The following is a 23,484-nucleotide window of genomic DNA, read 5'->3' on the forward strand; positions in this document are numbered from 1 at the left end:
CGTTGGCGCAGGCGTTGTTGCTAAAGTTATCGCTTAATCGCTGATAAAGTTTGACGCGACACGCGGTAAAAGGGCATCATTTGATGCCCTTTTTCTACGCTGTGAACTAGAACCTATCTCATCAGCGATTTTGCAGTCATAATCATTGGTGAGATGGGCTCTTAAACCGTATTGACTGAATACGTCATGGCGTAAAACACCGGGATATTGCTATTGCGGTATCCGATCGGTTTGGTTTGCCTCGCAATGCGAGGCAAAGTTGTTTGTTCTGAATCATCATTGTGACAGGTTGGTTTATGAGTGCGAATACCGAGGCTCAAGGGAGCGGACGCGGCCTGGAAGCGGCAAAGTGGCTGATCGTCGCCGTTCTGTTGGTTGTGGCTATTGTCGGTAACTATTACTACCGTGATTTAAGCCTGCCATTGCGCGCGCTGGCAGTTGTGCTGATCATCGCCGTTGCAGGTGCAGTGGCTCTGATGACCACCAAAGGCAAAGCCACCGTTGCGTTTGCCCGCGAAGCGCGTACCGAAGTACGTAAAGTGATTTGGCCAACTCGTCAGGAAACGCTACACACCACGTTGATCGTTGCCGCGGTAACCGCCGTGATGTCACTGATTCTGTGGGGACTGGATGGTATTCTGGTCCGTCTGGTGTCGTTTATTACTGGCCTGAGGTTCTAAAATGTCTGAAGCTCCAAAAAAACGTTGGTACGTCGTTCAGGCGTTTTCCGGTTTTGAAGGTCGCGTAGCGCAATCGCTGCGTGAACACATCAAACTGCACGATATGGAAGAGCTGTTCGGCGAAGTGATGGTGCCTACGGAAGAAGTGGTTGAAATCCGTGGTGGCCAGCGTCGCAAGAGCGAGCGTAAATTCTTCCCTGGCTACGTGCTGGTGCAGATGGTGATGAATGACGCCAGCTGGCACCTGGTGCGCAGCGTACCGCGTGTCATGGGGTTCATCGGCGGCACGTCTGACCGTCCTGCGCCTATCAGCGATAAAGAAGTTGATGCGATCATGAACCGCCTGCAGCAGGTTGGTGACAAACCGCGTCCGAAGACGCTGTTCGAGCCGGGCGAGCTGGTGCGCGTCAACGATGGCCCGTTTGCCGATTTCAACGGCGTGGTCGAAGAAGTCGATTACGAAAAGAGCCGCCTGAAAGTTTCCGTTTCCATCTTCGGCCGTGCAACGCCGGTGGAACTGGACTTCAGCCAGGTTGAAAAAGGCTGATCGAATAATCAGCAATAAGCGGTCCGTTGCCGCTTGTCAAAGGCGCGAAATTGAACTACAATTTCGCGCCTTTTGTTTTTAGATGCCTTGCCTGATGCCTGTCTGGCGAGGTTAAACACGGGGAGCCTCTCACGAGGCGATACTACCCAAACCGAGGAAATTTAAATGGCCAAGAAAGTACAAGCCTACGTTAAGCTGCAAGTTGCAGCTGGTATGGCTAACCCGAGCCCGCCAGTTGGTCCAGCTCTGGGTCAGCAAGGCGTTAACATCATGGAATTCTGTAAGGCATTCAACGCTAAAACTGACAGCGTTGAGAAAGGTCTGCCGATTCCGGTTGTTATTACCGTTTATTCTGATCGCTCCTTCACTTTCGTTACCAAAACCCCGCCAGCAGCAGTTCTGCTGAAAAAAGCGGCTGGTATCAAGTCTGGTTCCGGTAAGCCGAACAAAGACAAAGTAGGTAAAGTGACCCGTGCTCAGGTACGTGAAATCGCAGAAACCAAAGCTGCGGACATGACTGGTTCTGACGTTGAAGCGATGACTCGCTCCATCGAAGGTACCGCTCGTTCCATGGGCCTGGTAGTGGAGGATTAAGAGATGGCTAAGCTGACCAAGCGCATGCGCGTGATCCGTGACAAAGTTGATGCTACTAAACAGTATGACATCACCGAAGCTGTTGCTCTGCTGAAAGAGCTGGCCACCGCTAAATTCGTAGAAAGCGTTGACGTTGCCGTTAACCTCGGCATCGACGCTCGTAAATCTGACCAAAACGTTCGTGGCGCTACCGTTCTGCCACACGGCACCGGTCGTTCCGTTCGCGTTGCCGTATTTGCCCAAGGCGCTAACGCTGAAGCAGCGAAAGCTGCCGGCGCAGAGCTGGTAGGTATGGACGATCTGGCTGACCAGATCAAGAAAGGCGAAATGAACTTCGACGTTGTTATTGCTTCCCCGGATGCAATGCGCGTTGTAGGTCAACTGGGCCAGATCCTGGGTCCACGCGGCCTGATGCCAAACCCGAAAGTGGGTACCGTTACTCCGAACGTTGCTGAAGCAGTGAAAAACGCTAAAGCTGGTCAGGTTCGCTACCGTAACGACAAAAACGGCATCATTCATACCACTATCGGTAAGGTTGATTTCGACGCAGACAAGCTGAAAGAAAACCTGGAAGCCCTGCTGGTTGCGCTGAAAAAAGCAAAACCTTCTCAGGCGAAAGGCATGTACATCAAGAAAGTTAGCCTCTCCACCACCATGGGTGCTGGCGTTGCTATCGATCAGAGCGGTCTGTCTGCTGCAGCGAACTAATCGCACTTGCGATTATCGCTTTGACTTGGGGCCGAGATTTGTCTAGAATCTTATGCCCCAAGGTTTTGCTACTGGCTATGCCGTAGGCAAAACAAAGATTTTTCGGTTGGAGCCTGGCCTATCCAGGCCTCCGTCCAAGACCGCAGGTGTATCGCAAGATACTTAATCCTTCCTGCGTAGACGGTGACAGAGCCTAAGAAAATTTTTCTTTTTTATAAAAGAATGTCTTTGCTGGATTCTGCTCACCGTGTTAAGCCGCTCGGCGTGGCGTTTTACAAAGCGCCGAGTGAAGTGAGTTCCGGGGGATTTTCCCCGGCTAATCCAGGAGCAAAAAGCTAATGGCATTAAATCTTCAAGACAAACAAGCGATTGTTGCTGAAGTCAGCGAAGTAGCCAAAGGCGCGCTGTCTGCGGTTGTTGCGGATTCCCGCGGCGTTACCGTAGATAAAATGACTGAACTGCGTAAAGCAGGTCGTGAAGCTGGCGTTTACATGCGTGTTGTTCGCAACACCCTGATGCGTCGCGTAGTTGAAGGCACTCCATTCGAATGCCTGAAAGACACGTTTGTCGGTCCAACCTTGATTGCATTCTCTCACGAACACCCGGGCGCTGCTGCTCGTCTGTTCAAAGAGTTCGCGAAAGCGAATGCAAAATTCGAGGTTAAAGCTGCGGCCTTTGAAGGTGAGCTGATCCCAGCGGCGCAAATCGACCGCCTGGCGACGCTGCCAACTTACGAAGAAGCGATCGCACGCCTGATGGCAACCATGAAAGAAGCCGCTGCCGGCAAACTGGTTCGCACTCTGGCTGCAGTACGCGATCAGAAAGAAGCGGCGTAAGCCACTCTTTCTTAGCCTTTGCTAACGTATTTAAACTATTTCTGAATTTTAGGAACAATTGTTATGTCTATCACTAAAGACCAAATCCTGGAAGCAGTTGCCGCTATGTCCGTAATGGACGTTGTTGAACTGGTTTCCGCTATGGAAGAAAAATTCGGCGTTTCTGCTGCTGCTGCTGTAGCTGTAGCTGCTGGCCCAGCTGAAGCTGCTGAAGAGAAAACTGAATTCGACGTTATCCTGAAAGCTGCAGGCGCTAACAAAGTTGCTGTTATCAAAGCAGTACGTGGCGCTACCGGCCTGGGTCTGAAAGAAGCTAAAGACCTGGTTGAATCTGCTCCAGCCGCTCTGAAAGAAGGCGTGAGCAAAGATGACGCAGAAGCTCTGAAAAAATCTCTGGAAGAAGCTGGCGCAGAAGTTGAAGTTAAATAAGCCAACCTTTCCGGTTGCAGCCTAGTCTTTTAGGCTGATGGCTGGTGACTTTTTAGTCACCAGCCTTTTTGCGCTGTAGGGCGCCAGTAGCGTTTCACACTGTTTGGCTGCTGGTTTCGCCTCCCAATGTTTGTTTCTGTTGACGACTTAATATACCGCGGTCTTTGCACTACCAGGAGTTCTGGGGGAAGACGCGATGAAATGGTTTAAGCGTGATAGCAAGAGACATTGCGGAAAGTGTTCCCGCTTTCCGGTCGACAAAACGGTGTTGCATGAACTGTCCCTAATCGGACGGACAGATTGGGTCACTGATCAGCGAGCTGAGGAACCCTATGGTTTACTCCTATACCGAGAAAAAACGTATTCGTAAGGATTTTGGTAAACGTCCACAAGTGCTGGACATACCATATCTCCTTTCTATCCAGCTTGACTCGTTCCAGAAGTTTATCGAGCAAGATCCAGAAGGGCAGTACGGCCTTGAAGCCGCATTCCGTTCTGTTTTCCCTATCCAGAGCTACAGTGGCAATTCGGAGCTGCAATACGTTAGCTACCGTCTTGGTGAGCCGGTCTTCGACGTCAAAGAGTGCCAGATCCGTGGTGTGACGTTCTCTGCACCGCTGCGCGTAAAACTGCGCCTGGTTATCTATGAGCGCGAAGCGCCTGAAGGTACGGTCAAAGACATCAAGGAACAAGAAGTCTACATGGGCGAAATTCCGCTCATGACCGAAAACGGCACCTTTGTGATCAACGGTACTGAGAGGGTTATCGTATCTCAGTTGCACCGTAGTCCTGGCGTATTCTTCGACAGCGATAAGGGTAAAACCCACTCTTCGGGTAAAGTGCTGTACAACGCACGCATCATCCCTTACCGCGGTTCATGGTTGGACTTCGAGTTCGATCCGAAAGACAACCTGTTCGTGCGTATTGACCGTCGCCGCAAACTGCCTGCGACCATCATTCTGCGCGCGCTGAACTACACCACTGAACAGATCCTCGACCTGTTCTTTGACAAGATCGTCTTCGAAATCCGCGACAATAAGCTGCAGATGGAGCTGGTGCCAGAGCGCCTGCGTGGTGAGACCGCTTCGTTCGATATCGAAGCCAACGGCAAGATCTACGTAGAGAAAGGCCGTCGTATCACCGCCCGTCATATCCGTCAGCTGGAAAAAGACGACATTCAGAGCATTGAAGTACCGGTAGAGTACATCGCGGGCAAAGTGGTCGCGAAAGACTATATCGATACCAATACCGGCGAACTGATCTGCGCAGCCAACATGGAGCTGTCGCTGGATCTGCTGGCCAAACTGAGCCAGTCTGGCCACAAGCGCATCGAAACGCTGTTCACCAACGATCTGGATCACGGCGCGTACATCTCTGAAACGCTGCGTGTCGATCCGACCAACGATCGTCTGAGCTCGCTGGTAGAAATCTACCGCATGATGCGCCCTGGTGAGCCGCCAACGCGCGAAGCTGCCGAAAGCCTGTTCGAGAACCTGTTCTTCTCCGAAGACCGCTACGATCTGTCCGCGGTTGGTCGCATGAAGTTCAACCGTTCTCTGCTGCGCGACGAGATCGAAGGTTCGGGCATCCTGAGCAAAGACGACATCATCGAAGTGATGAAGAAGCTCATCGATATCCGTAACGGCAAGGGCGAAGTGGACGACATCGACCACTTGGGCAACCGTCGTATCCGCTCCGTCGGCGAAATGGCCGAGAACCAGTTCCGCGTAGGTCTGGTGCGTGTTGAGCGTGCGGTGAAAGAGCGTCTGTCTCTGGGCGATCTGGATACCCTGATGCCTCAGGACATGATCAACGCCAAGCCGATTTCGGCGGCGGTGAAAGAGTTCTTCGGTTCCAGCCAGCTGTCCCAGTTCATGGACCAGAACAACCCGCTGTCCGAGATCACGCACAAGCGTCGTATCTCCGCACTGGGCCCGGGCGGTCTGACCCGTGAGCGCGCCGGCTTTGAAGTTCGAGACGTACACCCGACCCACTACGGCCGCGTGTGCCCAATCGAAACGCCGGAAGGTCCAAACATCGGTCTGATCAACTCCCTGTCCGTGTACGCACAGACTAACGAGTATGGCTTCCTGGAAACCCCGTACCGCCGCGTGCGTGACGGCGTGGTGACCGATGAAATCAACTACCTGTCTGCTATTGAAGAAGGCAACTTCGTTATCGCCCAGGCGAACTCCAACCTGGATGAAGAAGGCCGCTTCGTAGAAGACCTGGTCACCTGCCGCAGCAAAGGCGAATCAAGCCTGTTCAGCCGCGACCAGGTTGACTACATGGACGTATCCACCCAGCAGGTCGTTTCCGTTGGTGCTTCACTGATTCCATTCCTGGAACACGATGACGCCAACCGTGCATTGATGGGTGCGAACATGCAACGTCAGGCCGTACCAACCCTGCGCGCTGACAAGCCGCTGGTCGGTACCGGTATGGAACGTGCTGTAGCGGTTGACTCCGGCGTAACCGCCGTTGCCAAACGCGGCGGTGTGATCCAGTACGTGGATGCTTCCCGTATCGTTATCAAAGTTAACGAAGACGAGATGTACCCGGGCGAAGCAGGTATCGATATTTACAACCTGACCAAGTACACCCGTTCTAACCAGAACACCTGCATCAACCAGATGCCGTGTGTGAGTCTGGGTGAGCCAATCGAGCGCGGTGACGTGCTGGCGGATGGCCCATCGACAGACCTGGGCGAACTGGCACTGGGCCAGAACATGCGCGTAGCGTTCATGCCTTGGAACGGCTACAACTTCGAAGACTCCATCTTGGTCTCCGAGCGCGTGGTGCAGGAAGATCGCTTCACCACCATCCACATCCAGGAACTGGCGTGCGTGTCTCGCGACACCAAGCTGGGGCCTGAAGAGATCACCGCCGACATCCCTAACGTGGGTGAAGCTGCGCTCTCCAAGCTGGATGAATCCGGTATCGTGTATATCGGTGCTGAAGTGACCGGCGGTGACATCCTGGTCGGTAAGGTAACGCCTAAAGGCGAAACCCAGCTGACGCCGGAAGAGAAACTGCTGCGTGCGATCTTCGGTGAGAAAGCGTCTGACGTTAAAGACTCTTCTCTGCGTGTGCCGAACGGCGTTTCCGGTACGGTTATCGACGTGCAGGTCTTCACCCGTGATGGCGTGGAAAAAGACAAGCGCGCGTTGGAAATCGAAGAGATGCAGCTGAAGCAGGCGAAGAAAGACCTGACGGAAGAACTGCAGATCCTGGAAGCCGGCCTGTTTGCACGTATCCACGCGGTGCTGGTTGCCGGTGGCATCGAAGCCGACAAGCTGAGCAAGCTGCCGCGCGATCGCTGGCTGGAACTGGGCCTGACCGACGAAGAGAAGCAAAACCAGCTGGAACAGCTGGCCGAGCAGTACGACGAACTGAAATCCGACTTCGAGAAGAAGCTGGAAGCCAAGCGTCGTAAGATCACTCAGGGCGACGATCTGGCGCCGGGCGTGCTGAAAATCGTCAAGGTTTATCTGGCCGTTAAACGTCAGATCCAACCGGGTGACAAGATGGCGGGCCGCCACGGTAACAAGGGTGTTATCTCCAAGATCAACCCGATCGAAGATATGCCTTACGATGAAAACGGCACGCCGGTAGACATCGTACTGAACCCGCTGGGCGTACCATCACGTATGAACATCGGTCAGATCCTGGAAACCCACCTGGGTATGGCTGCGAAAGGCATCGGTGAGAAGATCAACCAGATGCTGAAGCAGCAGCAGGAAGTGGCCAAACTGCGTGAGTTCATCCAGAAGGCCTACGATCTGGGCGACGACGTTTGCCAGAAAGTTGACCTGAACACCTTCAGCGACGACGAAGTGCTGCGTCTGGCAGAGAACCTGAAAAAAGGTATGCCGATCGCAACGCCGGTGTTTGACGGTGCGAAAGAGACTGAAATCAAGAAGCTGCTGGAAATGGGTGGTATCCCGACCTCCGGTCAGATCACGCTGTTCGATGGCCGTACCGGTGAGCAATTCGAGCGCCAGGTTACTGTTGGCTATATGTACATGCTGAAACTGAACCACTTGGTTGACGATAAAATGCACGCCCGTTCAACCGGTTCTTACAGCTTGGTTACTCAGCAACCTCTGGGTGGTAAAGCGCAGTTCGGTGGTCAACGCTTCGGTGAGATGGAAGTGTGGGCACTGGAAGCATACGGCGCGGCTTATACCCTGCAGGAAATGCTCACCGTTAAGTCGGATGACGTTAACGGCCGTACCAAGATGTACAAAAACATCGTGGATGGCGACCACCGGATGGAGCCAGGCATGCCGGAATCCTTCAACGTACTGTTGAAAGAAATCCGCTCGCTCGGCATCAACATCGAACTGGAAGACGAGTAATCGTCATTCCGGCTCAGGCTCCCCGCCTAAGGGAGCCTGAGGGTGGTTGTTCAGGTCACACGGGTACCTACTGCGGTTGTGGGTACCCAACAGGTTTAACTCCGACAGGAGCCAATCCGTGAAAGACTTATTGAAGTTTCTGAAAGCGCAAACTAAGACCGAAGAGTTTGATGCGATCAAGATTGCTCTGGCCTCGCCAGACATGATCCGTTCGTGGTCGTTCGGTGAAGTTAAGAAGCCGGAAACCATTAACTACCGTACGTTCAAACCAGAACGTGACGGCCTTTTCTGCGCCCGTATCTTCGGGCCGGTAAAAGATTACGAGTGCCTGTGCGGTAAGTACAAGCGCTTGAAACACCGCGGCGTGATCTGTGAGAAGTGCGGCGTTGAAGTGACCCAGACCAAAGTGCGTCGTGAGCGCATGGGCCACATCGAGCTGGCTTCGCCGACCGCGCACATCTGGTTCCTGAAATCGCTGCCATCCCGCATCGGTTTGCTGCTGGATATGCCGCTGCGTGATATCGAACGCGTACTGTACTTCGAATCCTATGTGGTGGTCGAAGGCGGTATGACCAACCTCGAGCGTCGTCAGATCCTGACCGAAGAGCAGTATCTGGACGCGCTGGAAGAGTTCGGTGACGAATTCGACGCCAAGATGGGTGCGGAAGCTATTCAGGCCCTGTTGAAAAACATGGATCTGGAAGCCGAGTGCGAGCAGCTGCGTGAAGAGCTTAACGAAACCAACTCCGAAACCAAGCGCAAGAAGCTGACCAAGCGTATCAAGCTGCTGGAAGCGTTCGTACAGTCCGGTAACAAGCCGGAGTGGATGATCCTGACCGTGCTGCCGGTACTGCCGCCGGATCTGCGCCCGCTGGTTCCGCTGGATGGCGGTCGTTTCGCGACCTCGGATCTGAACGATCTGTATCGCCGCGTGATCAACCGTAACAACCGTCTGAAACGCCTGCTGGATCTGGCTGCGCCTGACATCATCGTGCGCAACGAAAAGCGTATGCTGCAAGAAGCGGTAGACGCCCTGCTGGATAACGGCCGTCGCGGTCGTGCCATCACCGGTTCCAACAAACGTCCTCTGAAATCTTTGGCCGACATGATCAAAGGTAAGCAGGGTCGTTTCCGTCAGAACCTGCTCGGTAAACGCGTTGACTACTCCGGCCGTTCCGTAATCACCGTAGGTCCATACCTGCGTCTGCATCAGTGCGGTCTGCCTAAAAAGATGGCGCTGGAGCTGTTCAAACCGTTCATCTACGGCAAGTTGGAGCTGCGTGGCCTGGCCACCACCATCAAAGCCGCCAAGAAAATGGTTGAGCGTGAAGAAGCCGTCGTTTGGGATATCCTGGACGAAGTGATCCGCGAACACCCGGTACTGCTGAACCGTGCACCAACCCTGCACCGTTTGGGTATCCAGGCGTTTGAACCGGTTCTGATCGAAGGTAAAGCGATCCAGCTGCACCCACTGGTTTGTGCGGCCTATAACGCCGACTTCGATGGTGACCAGATGGCTGTTCACGTACCGCTGACGCTGGAAGCCCAGCTGGAAGCGCGTGCGCTGATGATGTCTACCAACAACATCCTGTCCCCAGCGAACGGCGAGCCAATCATCGTTCCTTCTCAGGACGTTGTACTGGGTCTGTACTACATGACCCGCGACTGTGTTAACGCCAAGGGCGAAGGCATGGTGCTGAACGGTTCCAAAGAAGCTGAGCGTGTTTACCGCGCCGGCCTGGCGTCTCTGCATGCGCGCGTTAAAGTGCGTATCACCGAAGACGTCAAAAACGCCGAAGGCGAATGGACTTCTCAGACCAGCATCATCGACACCACCATCGGCCGCGCCATCCTGTGGATGATCGTACCGAAAGGTCTGCCGTACTCGATCGTTAACCAGCCTTTGGGCAAGAAAGCGATCTCCAAGATGCTGAACACCTGTTACCGCATCCTGGGCCTGAAGCCGACCGTTATCTTTGCTGACCAGATCATGTACACCGGTTTTGCTTACGCAGCCCGTTCAGGCGCTTCCGTAGGTATCGACGACATGGTTATCCCGGCCAAGAAAGCGGAGATCATCGAAGAAGCGGAAACCGAAGTTGCCGAGATCCAGGAGCAGTTCCAGTCTGGTCTGGTTACCGCCGGCGAACGCTACAACAAAGTGATCGATATCTGGGCTGCAGCGAACGAACGCGTTGCGAAAGCGATGATGGAAAACCTGTCGGTAGAAGACGTGGTTAACCGTGACGGCGAAGTGGAACAGCAAGTTTCCTTCAACAGCATCTTTATGATGGCCGACTCCGGTGCGCGTGGTTCCGCCGCTCAGATTCGTCAGCTGGCCGGTATGCGTGGCCTGATGGCGAAGCCGGACGGCTCCATCATCGAAACGCCAATCACCGCGAACTTCCGTGAAGGTCTGAACGTACTCCAGTACTTCATCTCCACCCACGGTGCTCGTAAAGGTCTGGCGGATACCGCACTGAAAACCGCGAACTCCGGTTATCTGACCCGTCGTCTGGTTGACGTGGCGCAGGATCTGGTTGTGACCGAAGACGACTGTGGCACCCACGACGGCATCCTGATGACTCCGGTTATCGAAGGTGGCGACGTGAAAGAGCCGCTGCGTGAACGCGTTCTGGGCCGTGTGACGGCAGAAGACGTCCTCAAGCCGGGTACGGCGGACATTCTGGTGCCACGCAACACCCTGCTGAACGAGAAGGCGTGTGACCTGTTGGAAGAGAATTCTGTCGACAGCGTTAAAGTCCGTTCCGTAGTGAGCTGTGAAACCGACTTTGGTGTGTGTGCAAACTGCTACGGTCGCGACCTGGCACGTGGCCACATCATCAACAAAGGTGAAGCCATCGGCGTTATCGCGGCACAGTCCATCGGTGAGCCGGGTACACAGCTGACGATGCGTACGTTCCACATCGGTGGTGCGGCATCTCGTGCGGCTGCTGAATCCAGCATCCAGGTGAAAAACAAGGGTAGCCTCAAGCTGAGCAACGTGAAGTTCGTTATGAACGCCGCGGGCAAGCTGGTGATCACCTCGCGTAACACCGAACTGAAACTGATCGACGAATTCGGCCGTACCAAAGAAAGCTACAAGGTGCCTTACGGCGCCGTGATGGGTAAAGGCGACGGTGAAGAAGTTAACGGCGGCGAAACCGTTGCTAACTGGGATCCGCACACCATGCCGGTCATCAGTGAAGTCAGCGGCTTCATTCGCTTCGCGGATATGGTTGACGGCCAGACCATTACTCGCCAGACCGACGAACTGACCGGTTTGTCTTCTCTGGTCGTACTGGACAGCGCAGAGCGTACCGGTAGCGGTAAAGACCTGCGTCCGGCACTGAAAATCGTTGACGCTCAGGGCGAAGACGTATTGATCCCAGGTACTGATATGCCTGCTCAATACTTCCTGCCGGGCAAAGCGATCGTTCAGCTGGAAGACGGCATTCAGATCGGTGCGGGTGATACCCTGGCGCGTATTCCTCAGGAATCCGGCGGTACCAAGGATATTACCGGTGGTCTGCCGCGCGTTGCCGACCTGTTCGAAGCACGTCGTCCGAAAGAGCCGGCAATCCTGGCTGAAATCAGCGGGATTATCTCGTTCGGTAAAGAGACCAAAGGCAAACGTCGCCTGGTGATCTCTCCGCTGGACGGCAGCGACGCTTACGAAGAGATGATCCCGAAATGGCGTCAGCTCAACGTGTTCGAAGGCGAAGTGGTGGAACGTGGTGACGTCGTTTCCGACGGCCCAGAGTCTCCGCACGACATTCTGCGTCTGCGTGGCGTGCATGCGGTTACCCGCTACATCACCAACGAAGTGCAGGAAGTTTACCGTCTGCAAGGCGTTAAGATTAACGATAAGCACATCGAAGTTATCGTTCGTCAGATGCTGCGTAAAGGCACCATCGTTAGCGCTGGTGGCTCCGAGTTCCTGGAAGGCGAGCAGGCTGAAGTGTCTCGCGTCAAGATTGCCAACCGTCAGCTGGAAGCTGAAGGTAAAATCGCGGCAACCTTCTCGCGCGATCTGCTGGGTATCACCAAGGCTTCCTTGGCGACCGAGTCCTTCATCTCCGCTGCATCGTTCCAGGAAACGACGCGCGTTCTGACCGAAGCTGCCGTAGCCGGCAAGCGTGATGAACTGCGTGGCCTGAAAGAGAACGTTATCGTGGGCCGTCTGATCCCAGCCGGTACCGGTTACGCTTATCATCAGGATCGTATGCGTCGCCGTGCTCAGGGTGAAGCGCCGGTTGTTCCGCAAGTCAGCGCGGAAGAAGCGACGGCTAACCTGGCCGAGCTGCTCAACGCAGGCCTGGGCGGCAGCGACGACGAGTAATCGTCATCCGCGCCGCGGGCCCGGTACGCCGGGCCCATCGCCAGATAAACCGCCCCTTCGGGGGCGGTTTTTTTTCGCCTCGTGCCGGGTTAAGACAAACTTTGCTACTATGGTTCCAGCAGAAATTGACCGGCGCTTTTTATCTGACAATTAAGGACAGTGCGAAACATGGACAGCCTCATTACCTTCGAAAAATTGACGGCGCAACACCTGCCATACCTGTATGAGATCCGCTTTTCCGTTGAAGAAAACCTGCTGCATCCGCATCAGGTCCAGTATCTGCAGCGCAAACAGGCGCTGGAGGACATCAACCAGGGCGGCGGTTGGATCTGCAAGTATGGCGACGACTATGCCGGCGTTGGCTTCGGGTTATTCATCCCTGAACCGCTGATCGGCGGCCTGTTCGTGAAGCCGGAATACCAGTCTAAGGGGATCGGTTCTGCCTTACTGGCACGGGTCACTCACTGGATGTTTGAGCACGGCGCCGAAGCGATCCACTTAACCACCGATCTCGGCTCCAAGGCCGAAGGCTTTTATCAACGTCACGGCTGGGTCGTGGTCGGGCAGGATGAATTTGGCCAGGCTGAATTGGTGAAACGCAAAGAGGGTGAATGATGAAAATCAAAGGATTGATGACGTTACTGCTGCTTTCGCTGTTTAGCGCGCCGCTGTATGCGGCCGTTGACTATTTTTATCTGAAACCGCTCAACGGCGAGAAGATCAAAATCACCCGGCAGATGCTGGAGGCGATGCCGCCGCACACGATTAAAACCTCGACCAATTTCACCCCGGAAGATACGTTTACCGGCGTTGAGTTTGCTGAGCTGGTGAAAGCCTATCATCTGAAAGGCCAGTCGGTGCGCGCTTTCGCCTGGGACGATTACTCCTACTCGATGCCGATTGACGAGATGATTAAATACCGCGTGATTGTCGCCTATCTGCGCGGCGGTAAGCCGATCGACGTGGGGGAGCTGGGGCCATTCGCCATTATTTATCCGCGCGATGGCTACGCTGAGCTGAATAACCTGGATGTGAATGCGAAAACCGTCTGGCAAGTTAAACGGTTGGAGATGAAATAAGATGAGCAAAAAACTGATCGGTACTCTTATCGCGTTGGTTGCCATCTTCTCTTTATTGATTTTGTTGATTGCTATTAACTTCGGTGGCGTAAAAGAGCGCTATAAGCAGATCGAGCCCAATCTGGACAACTACTCGGTGGCCGAGATCCTCTTTCTGGCGTTTGAAAGGACCAAAACCGCGCTGCTGCTCAGTGAAAATAACGACTACGACGCTTTCCTGATCAAGAAGAAAATCTTTTACTCGAAGATTCAGATCCTGGAGAGCCGTTCGACCTTCAGCGACTCTTTTTATTACGACGACGAGTTCATCAAGAATGTTGCGCTGCTGAAGCAGCAGTACCGCACGTTGGACGATCTCTCCGCCGGCTTGCTGGTGGGGCAGAAAAACAAGGCGGATATTCTCTCTTATATGGATGATATCGAGGGCACGCTGGTCGATATCCAGGAAATTATTTATCGGATACAGATTAAAAACTTTACCGAAGTGAAAGGCATCATCCAGGACAACTCGAGTAAAGCCGAGATGTTTGCCCTCTTTTCGCTGATGTTGGTGTTCCTGATGATGTTCCTGGTGCTGAGAAATGCCTTCTCGTTAAAAGAGATCATCAAGAATAAGAACATCTTTATCTCTTCCATCTACCACGAGATCGCCGGCTCGACTCAGGCCATCGTCATTGCTGCGGATATCATGGAGCACGAGCTAGCGCAGGAAGAGTTGAAAAAAGAAGCTCGCCTGATCTCCTATCACGGCAATAAGATCACCGAACAAACGCGCGAGGTGATGGATTATTCGCGGCTAGAGATGGGGGAGGTCAAAGTGAATATATCCACCTTCCGTCTGAATGAGGTGGTGGACGATGCCATGACCAGTATCAGCGCCGGGCGCGGTAATCGCATCGTGGTGCGTCGTTCATCCTATGTTGGTTTGATTTGCTCCGACAAATATAAGCTCTACCGAATATTGGCCAATCTGCTCAGCAACGCGGACAAATTTACTCACCACGGTGCGATTATCCTCAATGTGAAGGTGTGCCACGGCAATCTGTATTTATGGGTAAAAGACACCGGCATCGGGTTTAACGTCGATAATCTGGAACGATTATATAAGGCGTTCAATCAGGGGGTGGAAAGGGAAACGCGACAGGGATTGGGGCTGGGGCTGACCATTATCAAAAATTACGTCACGACGATGAAAGGCGCCATCAAGGTCAAATCCGTCGAAGGGGTTGGCTCGTCGTTTTTGATCCGCATCCCGGTCAAACTAATTAAAGAATAAGTTCGACAGCAGCAGCGAAGAGATAATCAGCGGTTTGGTCGGTTTTTCCACCAGATGCACGTCATAGTGCAGGATCATATCGCCGATGTTTTTCTCGTAGTGATTCAGCTGGCCGGTCAAAATGATGATGCGGGCATGCGGATCGAGGGCATCTTTAATTTTCTTCACGACGCGTTCGGAAGTCTCACCGAAGTCCAACAGCCAGTCCAAAATAAACGCCTCAAAAGACTGGTGCTCCAGCGCGGCCAGCATGGCGTCCGCCGTTTGAAAGGTCTCGGTCTCGATGCCGTAGCGGCAGGCGATCTTCTTCAACAATTCGAGAATATCACTGTCATTGTCCAGGATCGCGATACGCGGAGCCGGCAGAAAGTCTATCTTGTTGACTTTGTACAGCGGGGCATCGGCGGCATGTTCCCGGTTGGTGTTGATGATGAAAAGATCGTCTTTTTTGTAGGCGTAGGTTTCGTCGCTGTCTGCTTGCGTGGCCGGGCGCTCGTCGACCTCAATGTTGCAGCGCTTGTGAATGCTGTTCATGATAAAGACGCCGTTATGCGTCCTTTGGCCGGCAAACGGTTCGTTGAAATACTGAAAAACCTTTTTGATTTCATCGAGGGTGATGCCCCTTTTGCCATCCAGTTTTTGTTTGGCGCTGTTGTACTGAAGGTTCAGTATGTTGGCCATCGTGGAGGCATGTTTTCTGTCGCCAACTCCTTTCAGAGTGAGCAACGCGCTGATTGCATCGATATAATTTGGCGTTTTCTTCATGACAACCTTGGCTTTTTTGATGTTGACCGCGAGCGCTGAAAAACCTGCGCGAGAACCCGTGCTGGATTATAGATGATGCCCCGGTGGTTGCGGTGATATCAGTTTGATTTCCTTTGGCAAACTCAAAACATACTCGATACTAAATAAAAAAACACTCAAAAGACATTCACATTTAATCGTTTATGTGGTTAATTAGCGCACATACTGTGTGATTCGCGTCCTGGGGGGGTGCCTGTCTCACAAAATAAACCGCCTGCTCTTGTCCGTAAGCAGGGAGCAGGCGGCAAAAAAGATCTGCGGTCAACACCAGGGCTATTGGCTGCACCGGGGATGACCATTCGAACCTCTCTTCGTCGCTGTATCTTCTTTTTTCCTCGTTCCTCACTGTGCTGCCGCAATAGCGCCCTATGAATATCACTCCTAAGTGAATACCGAACGCAGATATCGTATCTTTCTGACAGCCCATTAACCGACAAGACAACCTACCCGTACGCCCTTACAGGCCGCGATACGGCATATGCGCGTTGCCGCGGACGAGGGCCGGAGTCGCGCAAGAGGATCTCCGGCGCGATCCGGGATGGGATAAGGCGGGGCCATCGAGAGGGTGACGGCCCCGGCCGACGCCGGGTTTGGCGGTCGGCAAGGCCACTATAGTCGGCGCATTTGCCGGCGCCAGCGCTGCCGTTCGGCATTGCGCGGCCGCTCCAGCGTTTTCTTCACACGGCGGCAAACGTTGCTGTTTATTGCGCGCCGCGTCCCAGATAACCGTCCCAGTCTTTCCACACCGGCTGCAGCCCGGCGTGGCTGATGGCCTCGGCGACCTGCTGCGGCGTGCGGCCGTCGTGCGGTTCGAACTGTTCCAGCTCCGGCGGTACGTCATCGGCATAGCCGCCGGGCTGCGTCTTGGATCCGGCGCTGACGCTGTTGATCGCCACCGGGATCATATGATCGCGGAAGTAAGGCGACTCCCGGGTAGACAGCGACAGCTCAACGTCTGGCGCGAACAGCCGGAAGGCGCAGATCAGCTGCACCAGTTGAGGCTCGCTCATGATCGACGCCGGTTCAATGCCACCGGCGCAGGGGCGCAGACGCGGGAACGAGATCGAGTAGCGGCTCTGCCAGTAGGTTTGCTGCAGGTAGAACAGATGTTCCGCCAGCAGGTAGCAGTCGGTGCGCCAACTGTTGGACAGACCGATCAATGCGCCGAGGCCGATCTTATCGATCCCGGCGCGCCCCAGGCGATCCGGCGTGGCCAGGCGCCAATGGAAATCCTGCTTCTGGCCGCGCAGGTGGTGCTGCAGATAGGTGGCCGGATGGTAGGTTTCCTGGTACACCAGCACGCCGTCCAGGCCCAGCGTTTTCAGTTCGGCGTATTCCTCCTGCGCCAGCGGCTGCACTTCCATCATCAGCGAGCTGAAGTGCCGGCGGATCGCCGGAATGTGCTGGCGGAAATAGTCCATGCCAACCTTGGTCTGATGTTCGCCGGTGACCAGCAACAGATGTTCGAACCCCAGCGCCTTGATGGCTTCGCACTCGCGTGCGATCTCCGCCGCATCCAGCGTTTTGCGCTTGATGCGGTTGCTCATCGAAAAGCCGCAGTAGGTGCAGTCGTTGGCGCACAGGTTAGAGAGATACAGCGGCACATAGAAGCCGACGACGTTACCGAACCGCTGGCGGGTCAGCTGCTGTGCGCGCTGCGCCAGCGGTTCCAGATACGGCGCGGCGGCGGGGGAGATCAGCGCCATAAAGTCGTCGCGCGTCAGCTTGTCGGCGTTCAACGCGTGCTCCACGTCGCGCGTAGTTTTGCCGTTGATGCGCAGCGTAATGTCGTCCCAATCCAGCTGTTGCCAGCGGCTACTGAAATCGTCGGCCATCATTGCGCCTCCTCTGGCTGGCTGAGAAAAGCGGTCAGCGGGCTGGACGCGACCGCGCCGCGCTGGCTGGAGCCTAATCCGGCGCTGCGTGCCAGCTCGCCGGCCTCCAGCGCCAGGCGAAACGCCCGCGCCATCTGCACCGGATCGCGCGCCACGGCAATGGCGGTATTCACCAGCACCGCGTCGGCACCCAGCTCCATCGCCGCCAGCGCGTGGCTTGGCGCGCCGATGCCGGCGTCTACCACCACCGGCACCTTGGCTTGCTCGATGATGATTTCGAGGAAGTCACGGGTGCGCAGACCGCGGTTGGAGCCGATAGGCGCACCGAGCGGCATCACCGCCGCACAGCCCACCTCTTCCAGCCGTTTGCACAGCACCGGATCGGCGCCGCAGTAGGGCAGCACCACAAAACCGTCTTTCACCAGCGTTTCCGCCGCTTTCAGCGTTTCTATCGGATCAGGCAGCAGGTATTTCACATCGGGATGGATCTCCAGCTTCACCCAGTGGGTGCCGAGCGCTTCACGCGCCAGCCGGGCGGCGAACACCGCCTCGGCGGCCGTTTTGGCGCCGGAGGTGTTGGGCAACAGCCTGACGCCCAACTGCTGCAGCGGTGCCAAAATGGCGTCGTTGCCGCCGCGCAGATCGACGCGCTTCATGGCCATGGTCACCAGCTGAGAGCCGGAGGCCGCCAGTGCCTCCAGCATCAACGCCGGGGTGGCGAACTTGCCGGTGCCGGTGAACAGGCGCGAGGTAAAAGTGGTATCGGCGATTTTCAGCATGTCAGCCTCCGGCGATCGCTTGAAACAGCAAAATGTCGTCACCGTCCTGCACCTGATGATCGGCCCAGTCGGCGCGTGGGATGATGGTTTGGTTGATCGCCAGCGCGGTGCCCGGCTGGTGGCGTTCCAACTGGGTCAGCAGGGCGGCGACGCTGAGCGGCTGCGCCAGCTCAAGCGGTTGGTCGTTCAGCCGGATTTTCATGCTGCGCCTCCGCATACCGGGCAGGCGCGGGCCTGGCTCAGTTGCAGCGTGCTCCAGCTCTGCTGCTTACCGTCGAACAGCCGCAGTTTCCCGCTGAGGGAGGAAGGCATGCCGGCCAGCATCTTGATGGCCTCCAGCGCTTGCAGGGTGCCGATTACGCCGACCACCGGGCCGAGTACCCCAGCAGTGCGGCAGTTGCGCTGCGGTTCTTCCTGCTCCGGATACAGGCAGGCGTAGCAGCCGTGCGCATAGGGCGGCTCGAGCACCAGCAGCTGGCCGCTGAAACCGACCGCGCTGCCGCTGATCAGCGGCTTGGCGGCGGCGATGCAGGCGGCATTGACCTCATGACGGGTCGCCATATTGTCGCAGCAGTCCAGCACCAGATCGGCGCGGGCGACCGCGTCGCGCAGCGCTTGCCCCTGTAGCCGTTGCGCCAGCGGGATGGATTCCACCAACGGGTTCAGCGCCTGCAGGTGGCGTTGCGCCAGCGCCGCCTTACCGGTGGCGGTATCGGCGCTGCGGTAGAGGATTTGCCGCTGCAGGTTGGTAACGTGCAGCTGGTCGTCGTCGGCCAGCAGCAGCGTGCCGACGCCGGCGGCGGCCAGGTACAACGAAGCCGGGGAACCGAGCCCGCCCAAACCGACGATCAGCACCGTGGCGCGCTTGAGTTTCTCCTGGCCTTCCGGGCCGACGTCCTCCAGCAGCAGCTGGCGGCTGTAGCGCAGGAATTCCTGATCGTTAAGCATCGCTCGACCCCTCGCCTTCGATCAGCCGCAGCAGCTCGGCCGTCGCCGCGCGCCAATCCGGCGCCTGGGTGATGGCGCTGACCACCGCCACGCTGCCGACGCCGCACGCCAGCACTGCCGGTACGCGATCGATACTGATCCCGCCGATCGCCACCGTCGGGTAATCCGCCAGGCCGGCGATGTGGCGTTTCAACTCCGTCAGCCCCTGCGGCGCCGAAGGCATGTCTTTGGTTTGGGTGGGGAAGATGTGCCCCAGCGCGATGTAGGACGGTTTCACCGCCAGCGCGCGCGCCAGTTCGGCGTCGTCATGGGTGGACACGCCGAGCCGCAACCCGGCGCGGTGAATGGCAGCCAGATCGGTGGTATCGAGATCTTCCTGGCCCAGATGCACGCCGTAGGCGCCATGCTTGATCGCCAGCCGCCAGTAGTCGTTGATGAACAGCCGTGCCTGGTAACGCTGGCCCAGCGTGATGGCGGCGGCGATATCCTCTTCGACCTGCTCGTCAGGCAAATCCTTGATGCGCAGCTGGATCGTGGTGACGCCGACTTCCAGCAGGCGAGCGATCCATTCCACGCTGTCGACGACCGGGTAGAGTCCCAGCTTGTGGGGCGTTGCCGGGAAGGGGGTCGTGATATCAGTCATTGTTTGTCTCCTCTTGCAGGGAGCCGGCGCTGTGATACAGCTCGCTGCCGCGGGCACGGAATTCGGCGGACATTTTCTCCATGCCGGTCAGCTGCACTTCGATCGGCTTGGCGGCCTCCTGGGCGGCGGCGTAGTCGCGCACCTCCTGCGAAATCTTCATCGAGCAGAATTTCGGCCCGCACATTGAGCAGAAGTGGGCGACCTTGCCGGATTCCTGCGGCAGGGTTTCGTCGTGATAGGCGCGCGCGGTGGCCGGATCGAGCGCCAGATTGAACTGATCTTCCCAGCGAAATTCGAAACGCGCCTTGGACATGGCGTTATCGCGGATCTGCGCGCCCGGATGGCCCTTGGCCAGATCGGCGGCGTGGGCGGCGATCTTGTAGGTGATCAGGCCCTGTTTGACGTCTTCTTTGTTCGGCAGGCCGAGGTGCTCTTTCGGCGTGACGTAACACAGCATGGCGCAGCCGAACCAGCCGATCATCGCCGCGCCGATGCCGGAGGTGAAATGGTCATAGCCCGGGGCGATATCGGTGGTCAGCGGGCCGAGGGTGTAGAACGGCGCTTCGTGGCAGTGTTCCAGTTCTTCGGTCATATTGCGGCGGATCATCTGCATCGGCACATGGCCCGGGCCTTCGATCATCACCTGCACGTCGTATTCCCAGGCGATTTTGGTCAGCTCGCCCAGCGTATGCAGCTCGGCGAACTGGGCTTCGTCGTTGGCGTCCTGAATCGAGCCGGGGCGCAGGCCGTCGCCGAGCGACAGCGAAACGTCGTAGGCGGCGCAGATCTCGCAGATTTCACGGAAATGCTGATAGAGGAAGTTTTCCTGATGGTGCGACAGGCACCATTTGGCCATGATCGAGCCACCGCGCGACACGATGCCGGTCAGGCGTTTGGCGGTCATCGGCACGTAGCGCAGCAGCACGCCGGCGTGGATGGTGAAGTAGTCGACCCCTTGTTCCGCCTGTTCCAGCAGCGTATCGCGGAACATCGCCCAGGTGAGGTTTTCCGCCACGCCGTTGACCTTCTCCAGCGCCTGGTAGATAGGCACGGTGCCGATGGGCACCGGGCTGTTGCGCAGGATCCACTCGCGGGTTTCGTGAATATAGCGGCCGGTGGAGAGATCCATCACGGTGTCTGCGCCCCAGCGGGTGGCCCACACCAGCTTCTCCACCTCTTCTTCGATCGACGACGTGACCGCCGAGTTGCCGATATTGGCGTTCACCTTCACCAGGAAATTGCGGCCGATGATCATCGGCTCCGCCTCCGGGTGATTGATGTTGGCAGGAATGATGGCGCGGCCGGCGGCCACTTCCTGGCGCACGAACTCCGGCGTGATGTTGTCCGGCAGGTTGGCGCCCCAGCCCTGGCCCGGATGCTGGTGGCGCAGCACCTCGCCGCGAATGCGCTCGCGCCCCATGTTTTCACGGATGGCGATGAACTCCATCTCCGGGGTGACGATGCCGGCGCGGGCATAGTGCAGCTGGGTCACGCACTTGCCCGGCAACGCCTTGCGCGGCAGCGGCAGATGTTCGAAGCGCAGGTGATCCAGCCCCTCGTCCGCCAGCCGCTGTTGGGTGAAGCCGGAGCTGGCGCCGCTGAGAGTCGTGGTATCGCCGCGCGCGTCGATCCAGCCGGCGCGCAGCTTGGCCAGGCCGGCGTGCACATCGAGCTCGGCCTGCGGATCGCCGTAGGGGCCGGCGGTGTCATACACCGGGATCGCCTCGTTCTGTTCATACTGCGGGCTATCTTTGCTGCCGCCGACCAGGGTCGGACTGAGCTGAATTTCGCGCATCGGCACCTGGATATCGCGGCGCGAGCCCTGCAGGTAGATGCGGCGTGAGTTTGGGAAAGCCATGCCTTGCAGCGTGTCGATAAACTGCTGGGCGGCTTCGCGTTGCGCTTTACGGGCGCGCGGGGGATTAATGTTAGACATAGCAAGTTCCTACCAGTGTGTTGGGTTGGGAAAGTTGCTTGTCTGGAGCTCGGAGGGAGTAATGATGGTGGCCGATAAGGCAGGGCGCCCGCAAGGGGGAGGCCGTGCCTGTGGCGATAGATTACTCTTGTTCCCTTCGCGGGTATTAACCCGATCAGGTTCCGCGGATCCCGAATTAACGGTCTCAGCCTGGCTGATTCGATGAACAAATCAGGCGCTAGGCACTCCGACAAGATGCCCCCAGTATAGGAGGGATATGAAAAAAAACTATAAAATTTTAACGCGCCGGATCCAGCGTCTGGTCCGGCAGCGGTTGCTGCGCGGCTTCTGCTTCCAACTGGATCAGCTTATCTTCCAGCGCAAAGCGCGCCGCCAGCGTTTCGCCGATATCCGACAAGGCCTGGTGGAATTCCAGACAAACCTCCTGATCGATATCCACTTCGGTATAGCGATCGTGGAACGCCATGATCTGTTCAGTATTGGCCCACAGCTTGGGATAGATGTTCACCGCCAGCGACATTTTCGGACTGGCTGCGCCTTCCACTTGTTTGATAATTCTGTCATAGATATGAAAATGCCCTGCGGAGAGGTAATCCACCAGGTTGTGGCAAAAGTTCTCCAGCGCTTTTTCATTCAGCGGCGTATGCTTTTCTTTATTCGGTTTGAGGCCTACCAGCGTGCAGTAGGCGACCAGCAACTGTTTGCGGGCCTGAAGCCATTGATCAACTAATTCATTACTACCGCCAACGCGCTGAGTCAGCCTTTCCAAACGGTTGAGCATGTTTGACTCCGTGTAAGTAACAAAAGTAACCGGTAAGTTATTAAAATGTAACAAAGCCGATTTGTAGAGTGCCAGTGAAGCTGAGGTTGTGCAACAACGATATGGAACTTGCATTAACGGGCAATGAAAACGGCTGGTGGATCGTCAGCCATGAAAGCAAACTTTGGTTACCGAACGGTGAATTACCGTCGGGGACGGCCGCCGCCCTCGGGCTGCAGGGCCACATGGCGCGCACCATCGGTGAATGGGAGGGCGCGCCGGTCTGGCTGGTACGCCAGGCGATGCCGCGGGAGATGGGATCGGTGCGTCAGCTGTTGGATCAGGATCGCGGTCTGTTCCAGCTTGCCGGGCGCGGCGTTCAGTTGGCGGATTTCTACCGCTCTCATCGCTATTGCGGCTACTGCGGCCATGAGATGCACCTCAGCCGCTCCGAAAGCGCCTGCCTGTGCGGCCACTGCAAAGAGCGGTACTACCCGCAGATTGCGCCCTGCGTGATCGTCGCCATTCGGCGCGACGATCAGATCCTGCTGGCGCAACACGTGCGCCATCGCGGCGGCATCCACACGGTGCTGGCCGGCTTCGTCGAGGTGGGCGAAACGCTGGAACAGGCGGTAGCGCGCGAAGTGATGGAAGAGAGCAATATCGAAATCAAGAACCTGCGCTACGTCACTTCACAACCCTGGCCGTTCCCACACTCGCTGATGATGGCCTTTATGGCCGATTACCATCAGGGCGACCTTCGTCACGATCCCAAGGAGCTGCTCAACGCCGGCTGGTATCGCTACGACCAACTGCCACTGTTGCCGCCGCCCGGCACCGTGGCGCGCCGGTTGATTGAGGACACCGTGGCGCTGTGCCGGGCAGAATAATGTACAATGGCCGGCAGATTATTAAGGGAGCCCCATA

Annotated in this window: 20 protein-coding genes and 1 riboswitch; of the genes, 12 read left to right on the forward strand and 8 right to left on the reverse strand. The window is 56.4% G+C overall.

Annotated features, from left to right (window positions below):
• Positions 1–296 precede the first annotated feature (296 nt).
• The 11 genes from secE (at position 297) to N6G83_RS52080 (ending at position 14,852) form a co-directional block, all read left to right on the forward strand.
• Complete coding sequence (secE, locus tag N6G83_RS52030) at positions 297–680, forward strand: preprotein translocase subunit SecE (RefSeq protein WP_004929916.1); 384 nt, start codon at positions 297–299, stop codon at positions 678–680.
• A 1-nt stretch (position 681) separates the two neighbouring features.
• Positions 682–1,227, forward strand: a complete 546-nt coding sequence (gene nusG / locus N6G83_RS52035) for a transcription termination/antitermination protein NusG (RefSeq protein ID WP_004929914.1) — start codon at positions 682–684, stop codon at positions 1,225–1,227.
• A gap of 165 nt (positions 1,228–1,392) precedes the next feature.
• Entirely contained in the window at positions 1,393–1,821 is a 429-nt protein-coding gene (rplK, locus tag N6G83_RS52040) for a 50S ribosomal protein L11 (protein WP_015376316.1), read from the forward strand.
• A gap of 3 nt (positions 1,822–1,824) precedes the next feature.
• On the forward strand, positions 1,825–2,529 hold the full coding sequence (gene rplA / locus N6G83_RS52045; protein WP_019456443.1) for a 50S ribosomal protein L1: 705 nt from the start codon (positions 1,825–1,827) through the stop codon (positions 2,527–2,529).
• Positions 2,530–2,867: 338 nt separating this feature from the next.
• Positions 2,868–3,365, forward strand: coding sequence for a 50S ribosomal protein L10 (gene rplJ, locus N6G83_RS52050; RefSeq protein WP_004929905.1), 498 nt, complete (start codon positions 2,868–2,870; stop codon positions 3,363–3,365).
• Between the two features lie 63 nt (positions 3,366–3,428).
• Positions 3,429–3,794 carry a 50S ribosomal protein L7/L12 gene (gene rplL / locus N6G83_RS52055; protein WP_004929903.1) on the forward strand — a complete coding sequence of 122 codons (366 nt, stop codon included), beginning with the start codon at positions 3,429–3,431 and terminating at the stop codon, positions 3,792–3,794.
• Between the two features lie 332 nt (positions 3,795–4,126).
• Positions 4,127–8,155, forward strand: a complete 4,029-nt coding sequence (gene rpoB, locus N6G83_RS52060; RefSeq protein ID WP_025304938.1) for a DNA-directed RNA polymerase subunit beta — start codon at positions 4,127–4,129, stop codon at positions 8,153–8,155.
• A gap of 118 nt (positions 8,156–8,273) precedes the next feature.
• Positions 8,274–12,497, forward strand: coding sequence for a DNA-directed RNA polymerase subunit beta' (rpoC, locus tag N6G83_RS52065; protein WP_025304939.1), 4,224 nt, complete (start codon positions 8,274–8,276; stop codon positions 12,495–12,497).
• Positions 12,498–12,665: 168 nt separating this feature from the next.
• A complete protein-coding gene (locus N6G83_RS52070; protein WP_025304940.1) occupies positions 12,666–13,112 on the forward strand; it encodes a GNAT family N-acetyltransferase in 447 nt (148 codons plus the stop codon).
• Complete coding sequence (locus N6G83_RS52075; RefSeq protein ID WP_025304941.1) at positions 13,112–13,576, forward strand: oxidoreductase; 465 nt, start codon at positions 13,112–13,114, stop codon at positions 13,574–13,576. The genes N6G83_RS52070 and N6G83_RS52075 overlap by 1 nt, the downstream gene beginning before the upstream one ends.
• A gap of 1 nt (position 13,577) precedes the next feature.
• Positions 13,578–14,852: a sensor histidine kinase gene (locus N6G83_RS52080; RefSeq protein WP_025304942.1), complete on the forward strand. Its 1,275-nt coding sequence runs from the start codon at positions 13,578–13,580 to the stop codon at positions 14,850–14,852.
• On the opposite strand, the gene N6G83_RS52085 is transcribed toward N6G83_RS52080, so the two are convergent.
• The 8 genes from N6G83_RS52085 to N6G83_RS52125 form a co-directional block, all read right to left on the reverse strand.
• Positions 14,838–15,533 carry a response regulator gene (locus tag N6G83_RS52085; protein WP_049206075.1) on the reverse strand — a complete coding sequence of 232 codons (696 nt, stop codon included), beginning with the start codon at positions 15,531–15,533 and terminating at the stop codon, positions 14,838–14,840. The genes N6G83_RS52080 and N6G83_RS52085 overlap by 15 nt on opposite strands.
• Positions 15,534–16,357: 824 nt before the next feature.
• Positions 16,358–17,491, reverse strand: a complete 1,134-nt coding sequence (thiH, locus tag N6G83_RS52095) for a 2-iminoacetate synthase ThiH (protein WP_025304944.1) — start codon at positions 17,489–17,491, stop codon at positions 16,358–16,360.
• Entirely contained in the window at positions 17,491–18,270 is a 780-nt protein-coding gene (locus N6G83_RS52100) for a thiazole synthase (protein WP_025304945.1), read from the reverse strand. Before N6G83_RS52100 ends, thiH begins: the two co-directional genes overlap by 1 nt.
• Position 18,271: 1 nt before the next feature.
• Positions 18,272–18,472, reverse strand: coding sequence for a sulfur carrier protein ThiS (gene thiS, locus N6G83_RS52105; protein ID WP_016929423.1), 201 nt, complete (start codon positions 18,470–18,472; stop codon positions 18,272–18,274).
• Positions 18,469–19,218, reverse strand: a complete 750-nt coding sequence (locus tag N6G83_RS52110; protein WP_004929883.1) for a HesA/MoeB/ThiF family protein — start codon at positions 19,216–19,218, stop codon at positions 18,469–18,471. Before N6G83_RS52110 ends, thiS begins: the two co-directional genes overlap by 4 nt.
• On the reverse strand, positions 19,211–19,861 hold the full coding sequence (gene thiE, locus N6G83_RS52115; protein WP_025304946.1) for a thiamine phosphate synthase: 651 nt from the start codon (positions 19,859–19,861) through the stop codon (positions 19,211–19,213). Before thiE ends, N6G83_RS52110 begins: the two co-directional genes overlap by 8 nt.
• Positions 19,854–21,797: a phosphomethylpyrimidine synthase ThiC gene (gene thiC / locus N6G83_RS52120; RefSeq protein WP_025304947.1), complete on the reverse strand. Its 1,944-nt coding sequence runs from the start codon at positions 21,795–21,797 to the stop codon at positions 19,854–19,856. Before thiC ends, thiE begins: the two co-directional genes overlap by 8 nt.
• 114 nt (positions 21,798–21,911) lie before the next feature.
• Positions 21,912–22,036: riboswitch (TPP riboswitch) on the reverse strand.
• 38 nt (positions 22,037–22,074) lie between these two features.
• Positions 22,075–22,578 carry an Rsd/AlgQ family anti-sigma factor gene (locus N6G83_RS52125; protein WP_016929420.1) on the reverse strand — a complete coding sequence of 168 codons (504 nt, stop codon included), beginning with the start codon at positions 22,576–22,578 and terminating at the stop codon, positions 22,075–22,077.
• Positions 22,579–22,679: 101 nt separating this feature from the next.
• Between N6G83_RS52125 and nudC the strand changes: the two genes are divergently transcribed.
• Positions 22,680–23,447 (forward strand): NAD(+) diphosphatase, encoded by a 768-nt coding sequence (gene nudC, locus N6G83_RS52130; protein WP_025304948.1) that lies wholly within the window; start codon positions 22,680–22,682, stop codon positions 23,445–23,447.
• The last annotated feature ends 37 nt before the right edge of the window (positions 23,448–23,484 follow it).

The sequence above is a fragment of the Serratia sp. PL7 genome (genome assembly GCF_945957435.1).

Bases quoted from the DNA above. Each gene is read 5' to 3' on its own strand.
- secE (WP_004929916.1), top strand. From the start codon at position 297: ATGAGTGCGAATACCGAGGCTCAAGGGAGCGGACGCGGCCTGGAAGCG.
- nusG (WP_004929914.1), top strand. From the start codon at position 682: ATGTCTGAAGCTCCAAAAAAACGTTGGTACGTCGTTCAGGCGTTTTCC.
- rplK (WP_015376316.1), top strand. From the start codon at position 1,393: ATGGCCAAGAAAGTACAAGCCTACGTTAAGCTGCAAGTTGCAGCTGGT.
- rplA (WP_019456443.1), top strand. From the start codon at position 1,825: ATGGCTAAGCTGACCAAGCGCATGCGCGTGATCCGTGACAAAGTTGAT.
- rplJ (WP_004929905.1), top strand. From the start codon at position 2,868: ATGGCATTAAATCTTCAAGACAAACAAGCGATTGTTGCTGAAGTCAGC.
- rplL (WP_004929903.1), top strand. From the start codon at position 3,429: ATGTCTATCACTAAAGACCAAATCCTGGAAGCAGTTGCCGCTATGTCC.
- rpoB (WP_025304938.1), top strand. From the start codon at position 4,127: ATGGTTTACTCCTATACCGAGAAAAAACGTATTCGTAAGGATTTTGGT.
- N6G83_RS52070 (WP_025304940.1), top strand. From the start codon at position 12,666: ATGGACAGCCTCATTACCTTCGAAAAATTGACGGCGCAACACCTGCCA.
- N6G83_RS52075 (WP_025304941.1), top strand. From the start codon at position 13,112: ATGAAAATCAAAGGATTGATGACGTTACTGCTGCTTTCGCTGTTTAGC.
- N6G83_RS52080 (WP_025304942.1), top strand. From the start codon at position 13,578: ATGAGCAAAAAACTGATCGGTACTCTTATCGCGTTGGTTGCCATCTTC.
- N6G83_RS52085 (WP_049206075.1), bottom strand. From the start codon at position 15,533: ATGGCCAACATACTGAACCTTCAGTACAACAGCGCCAAACAAAAACTG.
- thiH (WP_025304944.1), bottom strand. From the start codon at position 17,491: ATGGCCGACGATTTCAGTAGCCGCTGGCAACAGCTGGATTGGGACGAC.
- N6G83_RS52100 (WP_025304945.1), bottom strand. From the start codon at position 18,270: ATGCTGAAAATCGCCGATACCACTTTTACCTCGCGCCTGTTCACCGGC.
- thiS (WP_016929423.1), bottom strand. From the start codon at position 18,472: ATGAAAATCCGGCTGAACGACCAACCGCTTGAGCTGGCGCAGCCGCTC.
- N6G83_RS52110 (WP_004929883.1), bottom strand. From the start codon at position 19,218: ATGCTTAACGATCAGGAATTCCTGCGCTACAGCCGCCAGCTGCTGCTG.
- thiE (WP_025304946.1), bottom strand. From the start codon at position 19,861: ATGACTGATATCACGACCCCCTTCCCGGCAACGCCCCACAAGCTGGGA.
- thiC (WP_025304947.1), bottom strand. From the start codon at position 21,797: ATGTCTAACATTAATCCCCCGCGCGCCCGTAAAGCGCAACGCGAAGCC.
- N6G83_RS52125 (WP_016929420.1), bottom strand. From the start codon at position 22,578: ATGCTCAACCGTTTGGAAAGGCTGACTCAGCGCGTTGGCGGTAGTAAT.
- nudC (WP_025304948.1), top strand. From the start codon at position 22,680: ATGGAACTTGCATTAACGGGCAATGAAAACGGCTGGTGGATCGTCAGC.